The organism is Methanolapillus ohkumae (assembly GCF_032594355.1).
Classification (GTDB): Archaea; Halobacteriota; Methanosarcinia; order Methanosarcinales; family Methanosarcinaceae; genus Methanolapillus; species Methanolapillus ohkumae.
On sequence record NZ_CP131061.1, the window covers coordinates 428,521 to 440,773 of the forward strand.

General features: G+C 43.3%; 7 protein-coding genes, 1 tRNA gene and 1 rRNA gene. 6 read left to right on the forward strand and 3 right to left on the reverse strand.

Annotation, left to right across the window (positions count from 1 at the left end):
* Positions 1-5 precede the first annotated feature (5 nt).
* Positions 6-689 carry a hypothetical protein gene (locus MsAm2_RS01690; RefSeq protein ID WP_338098091.1) on the forward strand — a complete coding sequence of 228 codons (684 nt, stop codon included), beginning with the start codon at positions 6-8 and terminating at the stop codon, positions 687-689.
* Between the two features lie 138 nt (positions 690-827).
* Here the strand turns inward: MsAm2_RS01690 and MsAm2_RS01695 are convergent, their stop codons facing one another.
* Positions 828-1,490, reverse strand: a complete 663-nt coding sequence (locus tag MsAm2_RS01695; RefSeq protein ID WP_338098092.1) for an ArsR family transcriptional regulator — start codon at positions 1,488-1,490, stop codon at positions 828-830.
* A 293-nt stretch (positions 1,491-1,783) separates the two neighbouring features.
* On the opposite strand from MsAm2_RS01695, the gene MsAm2_RS01700 reads away from it, so the two are divergent.
* From MsAm2_RS01700 to MsAm2_RS01710, 3 genes are all read left to right on the forward strand, one after another.
* Complete coding sequence (locus MsAm2_RS01700; protein ID WP_338098093.1) at positions 1,784-3,709, forward strand: DUF2207 domain-containing protein; 1,926 nt, start codon at positions 1,784-1,786, stop codon at positions 3,707-3,709.
* Positions 3,710-3,950: 241 nt separating this feature from the next.
* The gene (locus tag MsAm2_RS01705) at positions 3,951-4,514 is read left to right on the forward strand and encodes a LemA family protein (protein ID WP_338098094.1); all 564 of its coding nucleotides are present in this window, start codon (positions 3,951-3,953) and stop codon (positions 4,512-4,514) included.
* 145 nt (positions 4,515-4,659) lie between these two features.
* Positions 4,660-4,941, forward strand: coding sequence for a hypothetical protein (locus tag MsAm2_RS01710; RefSeq protein WP_338098095.1), 282 nt, complete (start codon positions 4,660-4,662; stop codon positions 4,939-4,941).
* Between the two features lie 204 nt (positions 4,942-5,145).
* Here the strand turns inward: MsAm2_RS01710 and leuS are convergent, their stop codons facing one another.
* On the reverse strand, positions 5,146-8,058 hold the full coding sequence (gene leuS / locus MsAm2_RS01715; RefSeq protein ID WP_338098096.1) for a leucine--tRNA ligase: 2,913 nt from the start codon (positions 8,056-8,058) through the stop codon (positions 5,146-5,148).
* 43 nt (positions 8,059-8,101) lie between these two features.
* Positions 8,102-9,319: a threonine synthase gene (gene thrC, locus MsAm2_RS01720; RefSeq protein ID WP_338098097.1), complete on the reverse strand. Its 1,218-nt coding sequence runs from the start codon at positions 9,317-9,319 to the stop codon at positions 8,102-8,104.
* Between the two features lie 930 nt (positions 9,320-10,249).
* On the opposite strand from thrC, the gene MsAm2_RS01725 reads away from it, so the two are divergent.
* Positions 10,250-11,722 (forward strand): 16S ribosomal RNA (locus MsAm2_RS01725).
* 127 nt (positions 11,723-11,849) lie between these two features.
* Positions 11,850-11,922, forward strand: a tRNA-Ala gene (locus MsAm2_RS01730).
* Positions 11,923-12,253 lie beyond the last annotated feature (331 nt).

Genomic DNA, 12,253 nt, shown 5'->3' on the forward strand with positions numbered 1-12,253 from the left:
ATGAAATGACTCAAAAATATGGCCGCCGTTTTTTCTTTTTAAGCCTGTCTTTTTTCGTTTTATTCTCTTCTTTATTTTCTCTTTTTTGTTTTGCATCTCCTGCGATTGCGGCGGATTCGGAAGGGACGGTGATAATTCGGGACAACATCGGAAATTATACACATTTGGACGTCTTGGAATCCCGGAGCTATTTTTTGATGAATGAGGGCGATGTTGAAAAGTTTAAGGAAGGGTACGAACTTCATTTGGTTGGGTCGGGCTCAGGCGATAATGTTTTAGTGGAGCTTCGAAATACGGATGGCCCGGCTCCGAAATACATTACCAGCGTCATGATGAAAGACGGGGATTACTTTTACTGTTCCCGCCTCTTAAACGGGGAATATTATTTGGTGTTATCCTTTAAGCTGGACAAATCTTACCTCAACAGCACCGGGGTCATTTCCGGATTTTCCATGCTGAATCAGTATCAAGATCCATACTATTTTGAAAAAACAGATACCGGCTGGTTTGTCAAAGTGACGAATTCCCCAAATCCCATTTTGCCGGACAATCCTTTGCCGGTAAAAGATAACGGATCCGGGCCGGATATTTCCGGGGGGTCAAGTACCATGATTTTGATTTTGGCGAGCGTGGCGGCGGTTCTTATCATTGCGACGTTAACTTTTCGAAAAATTATTCCAAAAAAGTAACAAAAATAAAGTAACAAAAAAGTAACAAAAATAAAGTAACAAAAAGTAACAAAAATAAAGTAACAAAAATAAAAATAAAAAAACAGGTGTTTCTGTCAAAAGACAGAAAAACACTATTTCCTAAAAAAAGTCGGACCGTTATTTTTTGACGGACACGACCAATTTCTTTTTTGTCACCGGCTCTAATCTTTTCCAGGAGATGACGGAATCTTCTTCCAAAATGAATTCCTCCGCCCTCTTGTCAATGAGTTTTCCGTTGACCTCGTAAATGAAATATCCTTCTTCGCCGTCCGCCGAAACAATAAAGTTCCGACCGCCTATGTTTTTGACTTCAACAATCGACACACGCCGGAAGGCGTCCATGAGCGTGGTTCCTTTTTCAACTTCCAATTTTTTAACCGGCGCGAAAGAGTCGAAAGCTTTGTTGAAACTGTTTTTTTTGAGGCTCAAGACGTGTGTTTTTCCAAAAACTTTGCGTTCGACAAGGCCCGCATCTTCTAAAATTTTAATGTGCTTGGACGCGACCGGGACGGAAATGCCGAGTTCGCGCGCAATGGATGAAATATGGCGGCTGTCTTCGGAAATCATTTGAATCATGCGTTGGCGCATTTCACTGGAAATTGCGGAAAACACTTGTGCGCTTTCATGAATGCGTTTTTGGTCAAAATGATTCAAAAAGGATTCATCAAATTCCAAGAAATCTTCGTCTTCTTCTCTTTTTTCCACTTTTGGTTTTTTGGACATCGTTTTTGTTTCTTTTGTTTCGTTAGCCTTAGAGACTTTGGATTTTGTCATAGTCATGCATATATTCTAATCCTAAATAAGAGTTGTTATTTAAAAAGGTTAATTTTGTAAACATCCGGTTTTTAGGGTCCGGTCGTTTTTTAATTCTTACAACAAAGATTTTTAAGAAATGAGCAAGTTAATTAGAGAAACAGAATCGTAAAAAACAAATGAAATACGATAAATAGAATTCAAATGCAATAAATACAATTACAAATTCAATAACAGTTACAATGCTAAATGCAATTACAGCAATTTAAAAACTAAAAAATTGTAAAAAACAAAAAGAAACGAAGCTTTGTGTGATTTTTATGCTTTCTCAAAAAACCGATTCTTTCTTTCGTTCATCTTTTCATTTATCGGTCGTCGTTCTTTTGACCGGTTTTTGCTTGATGATGCTCTCTGCCGGCGCTTTAGCGGACCCATACGCCATTGACCATGCAGACGTTACAGTGACTGTTGATGAATCCGGCCTCACCCACGTTCATGAAAAAATTTATTTTACCAATTACGGGCAGGATTACAACGAAGTGTACCGGCTGGTGTATACCAATTCGGACATTTATATTAAAAACGCGACCGGGTACATTGAGGGATATCCGGAAGCACCGTTTCGAACGGCCAACGTGAGCGAAGGGGTCGAACTGATTGTCTCTCTCCCAAAACCAAATCCGGAAAAAGTTGTTTTGGTTTTGTCGTACGATTACTACGGCGGCATTAATGTTTACAATGATGTTACCGAATTCAATTTCATGCTTTGGGGAAACAATTGGGGAATGCCACTGGACAGTTTAAACGGAACGATGACGATTGCCGGCGTGAAAAACGCGTCCCTTCAATCGGACGAAAATCCGAATGGAACCGTCTATGTTTGGAATCACCCGTCGTCTTACACAACTTTTGAAAACGTCAGTTTTGTCAAAAGCGTAACGAATGAAACTATAACGAATGCAGCCTCAACGATTCAATACAAAGTTCAGGCCAAAGACATTCCGGCTTACACTTGGTATGATGCCCGTGTCATTTATCCGAGAATGGAAAATCCGGACGGTTCGATTGTTTCCGTTCGCCATGAAGAAATGCTGACCAAAGTCATCCATGAGGAAAATGAGTGGGTGCAATCCGAAATCGCTTTTGAAAAAAAGCTTGCGCGTCAGGAAGTTTATTCTTACTTCTTGGTCTTTGTCCAGCTTTTCATCCTTTTAATCGGGATTGCCACACCGTTTTATATTTACAGAAAATATGGGCGGGAACCCAAAGTGGATTATACGGCTCTTTATGAGCGGGAACTTCCGACGGATACAAAGCCGGCGGTGGTCAACGCGATTATTGCCGGTCACGGGAAACCGACGATGGACGCTTTTGTCTCAACGATTATGAGTTTGATTGACAACGATTATATTTCCGTTCATGAAACAACACGCAAAGACTGGAAGCGGTCGGACGTAAAGGACATTTTGTTGAAATTTGAAAAACAGGCCGATGGGCGCCTTGAAAGTTATGAACGGGATGTCTACAACTTTTTGTACGATCGGGCGGATGGCGGGCAAATCGAGTGGACAAAATTCCAAAAGAAACTTGGGGAAAACGATGCGTTTTACAATTTTCTGAATCGCTGGAATACGAAAATTGAAAAACTTGCCGACTTTTCCGCGTATTTTGACACCTCCGGAAATAATAAAATCAGTTCGGGGGGGGTTATCCTTTTTATTTGTTCCGTTGTGATGTTTTTCGGCAGCGAAATTTTGGCGCCGTCTTTTTACCATCCGGCGACGTATTTCACAAAGTTTTTGTGTTTTGTCAGCGGGATGCTTGCCATCGTTTTATTGATTTACCCGCGTATCTTTAAAAAATCCATGGGACGCTGGACCAAAGATGGCCGGGTCTTTTATTTGAAGTGGAAAAACTTTGAGAAATATCTGACGGATTATTCCATGATTGAAAAGTATCCGCCATCGTCGGTTATTATTTGGGACCACTATTTGGTGTACGCGATGGCGCTTGGGGTAGCCGACCAAGCTCTTAAAAATATGAATTTGTCGGTCCCAACCGCGACTATGTCGGACAGCCGCCTGGGTATGATTTATTACTATCCGATTTTCTATACCGGAATGGGTCACGCATATTCAGCGTCCACGCCACAGAGCAGCAACAGTGGCGGCGGTGGCGGAATGGGCGGATTTGGCGGCGGCGGAATCGGCGGTGGATTTGGCGGCGGTGGCGGCGGATTCCGGTAAGTCGGTCCCCAAAATTTAAAAATAATACATTCATTTTGATTCAATCAGGAATCCGAGTCCAAAATAAAAATCGAAAAAGAATAGGGCAGACAACAAAAATAAGCAAAATCAAAAAAAACTAAACAAAATAAAAAATTAAGCAACAGAAAATTAAGCAAAATAAAAAATTAAGCAAAATAAAAAATTAAGCAACAGAAAAATTAAGCAAAATAGAAAATAAACAAAAAAATCGGTGATAAAAATGATTGGAATGCTTATCGGATTTATTATTCTCCTTCTTATTGTGGGGATTGTCATTGCTTTTGTTGTGATGTACAACAATTTGGTTAAAGCGCGCAACTTTGTGGAAAATGCGTGGGCGCAAATTGATGTTCAGCTCAAGCGGCGCTCGGATTTAATCCCGAATTTGGTGGAGACCGTGAAAGGGTATGCCGGACACGAAAAACAATTGCTTGAAAATGTGACCGCCGCTCGTTCGGCCGTGATGAAAGCGACGACACCGCACGAAAAAGCGGAGGCGTCCAACATGTTGTCAAGCACCTTAAAGAGTTTGTTTGCCGTTGCGGAAAACTATCCGGCGCTGAAAGCCAATGAAAATTTTCGGGATCTTCAAAACCAGCTGACGGAAACGGAAAACAAAATCGCGTACACACGCCAATTTTACAATGATACGGTGACCAAATACAACAACACAATCCAAACCATTCCGACCAATATCGTTGCCAAACTGGGCGGCTTTACCAAAAAAGAGCTCTTTGAGGCAACGGATGCGGAAAAAAGTGTTCCGAAAGTTTCATTTTCATAAAGGTTGAAAATATCAAATACAAAAAAATTGCGCAATGAAAAGCCATGCGGCAAAACACTGTGCAACAAAACATATTTTTTTAAAAAAACGTGCAAATCCTCCCGAAAATTCGGACGCGTATCGCGTCCGAATTTTTCGGATTGTTATGAGAATGAATATATTGTTGAAAAATCCCGCAGCAGCGCTGAAAAACCGTAAACAGATTGCAGCAATGCCGGAAATTTGTAAACAGATTGCAGCAATGCCGGAAATTTGTAAACAGATTGCAGCAATGCCGGAAATTTGTAAACAGATTGCAGCAATGCCGGAAATTTGTAAACAGATTGCAGCAATGTTGGAAATTTGTAAACAGATTGCAACAATGTTGGAAATTTGTAAACAGATTGCAGCAATGCCGGAAGTAATAAATCGCTGCGTCAAACGATAAAATTAACCGGATTTGCGGCTTTAAACTCATCTTAAAAAGCCGCCCCGTTTCTGTTTTGTCGAATTATTCTAAAAAAAGGGTTGCTGCCCGCGAAAACCGGCTGTAAAATAAAAAAAGAGAATTTGCAACAATCCGAAAAAACAGGACCGTTGCAAAAATGTTGCAAAAAATTTATTTATTTATTTATTTATTTTCTTTAAAGGCTTATTCAATGTAAATCGCCGGCCGCATCGGTTCCGCAAACCGGGATTTGTTTTCCGGGTCATATGCGGTTTTAGCATCCATTTCGGCGGCGCCGAAAATTTCAATGGCACATCCCGTTTCTTTTTCCAAAAACGGTCTTGCTTCCTCTAAGATCTTTTTCTCATCCAAATTTGTTTCCAAATACTTTACAACGACATCGACCGAAGATCCACGAATGTCGCCGGCAACTTTTTGGATGTATTTTTGAGCGTCTTTGCCGCGGGTTTTGATGCTTTCCTCTTCCATGCAAATTTTAATCAATTTTCCCATGTCGAATTTGGCGCTATCGGCGGCGGCCATTTCAGCCATATCCGTTGCTTTTTCCAAAACCTTCAGTTTCCAGGCCGGGGTGGTGTACAAATAAATTTTCTTGGGCTTGATTTTTGCCACACGAATGATTTCTTCAATATCGGATAAGGTCTTTACAACAATGTCTTCGGCAACTTCCGCGGATTCATTCACGAATTCTGTTTTTTCGATCGGATAGGGCGCAAAAGCAATGGACTTCGCATGTCCCAGGCGGCTCCAAATCTCCTCGCAAATGTGTGGAGTAAACGGCGCCATTAATTTCGTCCATGTTTCGACGACGTCCACCAAACACCGTTCTCCGCCCCGTTTGTGGTACCATTTAATGTCATTGTAAATCAGGAAAAAGGCATTTTGAATGGCTTCTCGCGTGTGAATTTCATCCAAGGATTTATTGATCTCTCGAATATATTTTTGAATCCGGCTCTCAATCCATCGGTCAATGTGATTCAAATCCCCGGTTGGAATTGTACAGCCGCTTTCGATAATTTGATTGGAAAACGTGTAAAACCGTCCGACTTGAGATTTGGCGGCTTCAATACCTTCCCGCTTCCAGTCGGCATCTTGCATTTGCTCGGAGGTTGATAAAATATACATTCGGGTAACGTCGGCGCCATATTCATCCACGGCTTGCTTAAGCGTCAGAAGCGGGCCTTTGGATTTACTCATTTTTTGTCCTTCCAATGATACAAATCCGTTTACAGCAATTGCTTTTGGCCATTTGGATTCGTCAAACAGCGCCACGTGGTGGAACAAAAAGAACAACAGGTGGTTTGGCACCAAATCTTTTCCGGATGAGCGTAAATCCACCGGATACCAGTAATTGAATTCTTTTTGGATTTGGTCCAAAAAGGGTTCGGAAATTCCGATGTTTGCAGCCACTTCTTTTACCTTTCCGATTCCGAAAAAAACACAATTGAAAAATTCGGGTGTCAGCATGTCCATGGTGAGTGTTCCGGCATTTATGTGGCGGGAAATCGTATAATATGCCATGTAAATGGTGGAGTCTCCCAACGATTCAATCAGCCATTGCGGATCGCACGGCAATTTCGTGCCCAAGCCTTTGGTCCGGGCACAAGCCTTGTCTTTGAGCCAATCGATTTTATTTTCAAAATCCGCCCGAATCTCCGGTGGGATAATTTCCATTTGAGACAGGCACTTGTAGACTTGGTCTTTCCATTCCACATTGGAGTAATTCAAAAACCATTGTCCCTTGACCATGTTGACGACACACATGGTTCCGCACCGGCATTGAACCGGTTCGCTGAACTCGTAAAAAATATCTCCGATTCCTTGAGCGATAAAATCTTGCGTCAATCGATCCTTAATTTTAGAAACCGGCATGCCTTTGTATTTTCCCGTGATGTCTTTGAGGGTTCCGCCATGGAATTCGCGTCGGTATATTATTTTGGTTGCTTCTTCCGCTTTCGGATCTTTTTGGTCGGCAACACACAATTCCGCAATGGCGTCCGCTGCCGGGAATTCGCTGTATTCCGGCACATCAATGACCGCGATTGGTCGGATGTCTCGGACATTTTCCGAAATGTTGTATTCCGACAAATCTTTGTCATACAAATCGCGCAGTGCCAGCAGGTCGTATGGAGCATGCGCGGGAACACTCATCACAACGCCGCTTCCGTTGTTTCCCCGGACAAACGAGGCCGGAAGAATGACAATAGTGTTGTCGGTCGACGGGTTTTTAAGTTTGAGGCCGATCAGCTCTTTTGCGTTGCATTTTTCCAAAAATTCAACGGTCCAATCGGTAAACTTAAGTTTATTGTATGCTTCTTTGCTGACCACCCAAAATTCTTCCAATTCATCCTTCTCCACACGAATCTTGACATATTCGATATTTGGGTTTAGCCACAGGTTGGTGACACCGTAAACGGTTTCCGGACGCAGGGTCGCGCACGGGAAAATCAGGTCTTTGTAGCGGAATTTAATCAGCGTATAATCGACAATGGTTGCTTCTTCTCCGCGCAAAATGTCGTGGTCTTCCACCGGATTGTTGTCGTGCGGACACCATTTGACGGGGTGGGAGCCTTTGCTGATGAGACCTTTGTCATAAAGAACCGTGTATTGCCACTCAATAAATTTTTGAAACGCAGGGTCCATCGTTGTGAATTTTCGCCGCCAATCGATCGAATAGCCGATAATTTTCATCGCGTTTTCCGCTTCAACCTTAAAATAATCCACGATTTTTTCCGGCTCATCCAGGGTTGGTAGAATATCTTTGGGAATTTGATGATATTTAGAATAAACGTCAAGGGTCTGTGCGTCACGGTCACGAATCAGATCCGCAAGCCCGACAATCGGGGTTCCGGTCACGTGAAAGCCCATCGGATAAAGAACATGGAAACCTTGCATGCGTTTGTAGCGGGCGACAACGTCTCCGATGGTGAATGTCCGAGTGTGCCCGGCATGTAAATTTCCGTTTAAATAGGGGAACGGGATGGTGATAAAATATTTTTCTTTTCCAAAATCCGGATCCGCCTCAAAAATTTTATTTTTTTGCCACGTATCCTGCCATTTTTTTTCGGTTTCTAAGATGTTATATTCTTCCTGCATAATCCTTCTCCGTTCCTGTTTTCTTCCTCTGTTTTTAGGAGGCTTATGAGAAAATGGCTTTTCTCAAAGCTTCAATGGTTGGCTCAACGGTGACCGGTTCAATGCAAACGCTGATCACTTCTTCGGGGTCTTTGAGCAAGTGTCCGGTGGTCACACAGACGACGGTTTCATCTTTGGAGATGATGCCCATGTCCACCAATTTTTTAAGTCCGGCAACGGAGGTTGCGCTGGCGGGTTCCACTCCGATTCCTTCAAGTTGGGCCAAATCTTTTTGGGCTTGAACAAGTTCGTCATCGGTGACGGATTCGGCGGTTCCGCTGGATTCCCGAATGGCGGCCAATGCTTTTCGGGCGTTGACCGGATCTCCGATGCGAATGGCGGTGGCGATGGTTTCCGGATTCTTTTCCGGTGTAATATCTTTCGCACCGGATTTTATGGCTTTAACAATCGGACAAGCGCCGGCGGTTTGAATTCCGGTCATTTTTGGCCGACGGTCTGTGATTCCAAGGGTTACGAATTCTTTAAATCCTTTGTTAATGGCGGTGATGTTTCCGGCGTTTCCGACCGGCAAAACAACACGGTCCGGAACAGTAAAACCGAGTTGGTCGACAATTTCAAAAGCAATGGTTTTTTGTCCTTCCAGCCGGTACGGGTTAATCGAATTCAACAAATAGATGGGTTCTTGGTCGCACAATTCCCGGACTAAGAGGAGAGCGTCATCGAAATTTCCTTTAATCATAATGACTTTGGCGCCGTGCATGAGGGCTTGTCCGATTTTTCCAAGGGCGACTTTTCCGGCCGGCAAAAGAACAACGGACGGAATTCCGGCTTTGGCACCGTAAATGGCGAGTGCGGCGGAAGTGTTTCCGGTGGATGCGCAAGCCACGGTTTTCATGCCGAGTTCGATGGCTTTTGAGACGCCGACGGTCATACCGCGGTCTTTAAAGGATCCGGTCGGATTCATTCCTTCATGTTTTACGTAAAGTTCCCGAATGCCGATTTTTTTGGCGAGCCGGTCGCATTTGTAAAGCGGCGTTCCGCCTTCCCGGATGCTGACAGGCTCAATGCCGACTGGCAATAAGTCTTTGTATTTCCAAACGGAGGGTGCTTCGTTTTTGAGTTTATTCATATCCATGTTCTTTTTGATTTCATTGTAATCATAAATGACATCCAAAAGCCCATTGCATTTTTTACAGGTGTAAATAATCTCGGTTTTTTCAAATTCGGCACCGCATTCGATGCATTTTAAATAGTATTTCATTTTTGCCGGCTCCTTTTCTTGTGAATGAATCGTTGGAATGATATAAGTTTTATTTTGTATTTTTTTATTTATTGTTATCTGTCTCTTTTGAAGAAATAGGGATTTTAGAACAGTTTTATGGATTATTAAGGTTGTGATTTCCTGACTCGTTTTTTATTTACTTTGGCAGGGAAATAGTCAAGGTATTGGTTTTTTCAATTGTTGTAACCTGTTACCTATATTTTTTCAGTCGTGTAATTTGTTGCCCATTTTTTCAATTATTATAACTTGTTGCCTATTTTTTTCAATAGTTGCCTATTCTATTCATTTTTATAAAATTAATACGTCAAAACCTTTATATATTTCTCATCTCTCTTAGGTGTCCCTTCAATTCTATGAATTGCAAGGTAAAAATGGTTCATTCACTTTTCAACAAGTCCGCCAAAAATTGTGCCTGATTTGTTTTAATTTGTTTGATTCGTTACGTTTGAAGAGTTCTGCGAAAACCTTTAAATATCACAAAGCTCTTTGAAGTATCTCTTGCGTTGCGAGATTTTGCGAAGCAAAATCGCAAAGCATGGAAATAACAATTATCCAATTAATAATGAGGTCCGGAGTTTTTTCCGTGACTGATATGTGACCTGATGTTTCGGTAAACTCTGACGGTGGTTTTTGAAAACAAAATTCTTAACCACGCGAAAAGTGTGAAATCGAAAAACATCAACAAAATGTGTACTGCAAGTGAATGCAAATCTTAAAAAGAAGGGAGTTTTTTGCATTTTGAAAAATTTGATTTCAAGCAACCGCTTGAGAAAGTATTTGACAAAATGACAGCAAAAAAGCTCAACTTGTTTTTGGTTGTTTTCTCTTGACCAATTTCGTTTTGTTTTTCCCAAAAACTAAAATTAAAATAAAAGCTTGTGCAGGCAAAATAAATTGATTGCCGTAATAATTCCGGTTGATTCTGCCGGAGGTTACTGCTATCGGTGTTTGACTAAGCCATGCGAGTCAAATGTCGCAAGACATGGCGTAATGCTCAGTAACACGTGGATAACCTGCCCTCAGATCCGGCATAACCTCGGGAAACTGAGGATAATTCCGGATAACCCTCATTTGCTGGAACTGCTTTGAGGGTGAAAGAATTTCGTCTGAGGATGGGTCTGCGGCCTATCAGGTTGTAGCGGGTGTAACGTACCCGCTAGCCGACAACGGGTACGGGTTGTGAGAGCAAGAGCCCGGAGATGGATTCTGAGACATGAATCCAGGCCCTACGGGGCGCAGCAGGCGCGAAAACTTTACAATGCAGGAAACTGTGATAAGGAGACACCGAGTGCTCGCATCAAATGCGGGCTGTCCACTTACTTAAGTCGTAAGTGTTAGCAAGGGCCGGGCAAGACCGGTGCCAGCCGCCGCGGTAATACCGGTGGCCCGAGTGGTAGCCGCTTTTATTGGGTCTAAAGGGTCCGTAGCCTGTCCGGACAGTCCGTTGGGAAATCCGAATGCTCAACATTCGGGCTATCAGCGGATACTTCCGGACTCGGGATCGGGGGAGGTAAGGGGTACTACAGGGGTAGGAGTGAAATCTTGTAATCCTTGTGGGACCACCTGTGGCGAAGGCGCCTTACCAAAACGAGTCCGACGGTGAGGGACGAAAGCTGGGGGCACGAACCGGATTAGATACCCGGGTAGTCCCAGCCGTAAACGATGTTCGCTAGGTGTCAGGCATGGCGTGACTATGTCTGGTGCCGAAGGGAAGCCGTGAAGCGAACCACCTGGGAAGTACGGCCGCAAGGCTGAAACTTAAAGAAATTGGCGGGGGAGCACCACAACGGGTGGAGCCTGCGGTTTAATTGGACTCAACGCCGGAAAACTCACCAGGAGAGACAGCAATATGTAGGTCAAGCTGAAGACTTTACCTGAATCGCTGAGAGGAGGTGCATGGTCGTCGCCAGTTCGTACTGTGAAGCATCCTGTTAAGTCAGGCAACGAGCGAGACCCGTGCCTACAGTTACCAGCGGCATCTTCGGATGGCCGGGGACTCTGTAGGGACCGCCGGTGCTAAACCGGAGGAAGGTGCGGGCTACGGTAGATCAGTATGCCCCGAATCTCTTGGGCTACACGCGGGCTACAATGGACGGGACAATGGGCCACTACCCCGAAAGGGGATGTTAATCTCATAAACCCGTTCTTAGTTCGGATCGAGGGTTGAAACCCACCCTCGTGAAGCTGGAATCCGTAGTAATCGCGTTTCAACATAGCGCGGTGAATACGTCCCTGCTCCTTGCACACACCGCCCGTCAAACCACCCGAGTGAGGTATGGGTGAGGGTATGGACATTCGTGCCGTATTCGAACCTGAATTTTGCAAGGGGGGTTAAGTCGTAACAAGGTAGCCGTAGGGGAATCTGCGGCTGGATCACCTCCTAAGAACAAAAACACCGTCAGATGCCGAAAAAACATCAGGTCACAAAAAATAAAATTACTCCAATTACTCGAAAAAAAGCGGGTCTAAGCCCCCCAAAAATGGGTCAAAAGCCCGCAAAAATCAACAGGGGCTTGTAGATCAGCTGGAAGATCGCTCCCTTTGCAAGGGAGAGGCCTGGGGTTCAAATCCCCACAAGTCCATTTTTTCGGGTTAAAACCGGAAATAAAATTCCAAAATAATGAATCGGAAATAAAATTCCAAAAAAGGAAAAACCGTTTTAAAATATGTTTTAAAAAACATGACCTATGTTTCTTAAAATTAAAAATTCGGTTTTAGAGGTTCGATTCCTCTGATAAAGTTAAAATGCACCCCGTGAAATTTCGCGGGGGAAGGACGGATGAAAGGCACAAAAGCCAATTGCTTTTCGCGTGAAGTCATGTAAAGGATTGAGACATAAACGACAATTTTTCGTGGTTCTTTGATTTTTTAAAATAAATTTGAGAGCCCTTTTTGTTCAATGCTGACAAAAAA

What these genes read in the sequence shown, in the direction of transcription:
- MsAm2_RS01690 (WP_338098091.1), top strand. Translation starts at nt 6, where the DNA reads ATGACTCAAAAATATGGCCGCCGTTTTTTCTTTTTAAGCCTGTCTTTT.
- MsAm2_RS01695 (WP_338098092.1), bottom strand. Translation starts at nt 1,490, where the DNA reads ATGACTATGACAAAATCCAAAGTCTCTAAGGCTAACGAAACAAAAGAA.
- MsAm2_RS01700 (WP_338098093.1), top strand. Translation starts at nt 1,784, where the DNA reads ATGCTTTCTCAAAAAACCGATTCTTTCTTTCGTTCATCTTTTCATTTA.
- MsAm2_RS01705 (WP_338098094.1), top strand. Translation starts at nt 3,951, where the DNA reads ATGATTGGAATGCTTATCGGATTTATTATTCTCCTTCTTATTGTGGGG.
- MsAm2_RS01710 (WP_338098095.1), top strand. Translation starts at nt 4,660, where the DNA reads ATGAGAATGAATATATTGTTGAAAAATCCCGCAGCAGCGCTGAAAAAC.
- leuS (WP_338098096.1), bottom strand. Translation starts at nt 8,058, where the DNA reads ATGCAGGAAGAATATAACATCTTAGAAACCGAAAAAAAATGGCAGGAT.
- thrC (WP_338098097.1), bottom strand. Translation starts at nt 9,319, where the DNA reads ATGAAATACTATTTAAAATGCATCGAATGCGGTGCCGAATTTGAAAAA.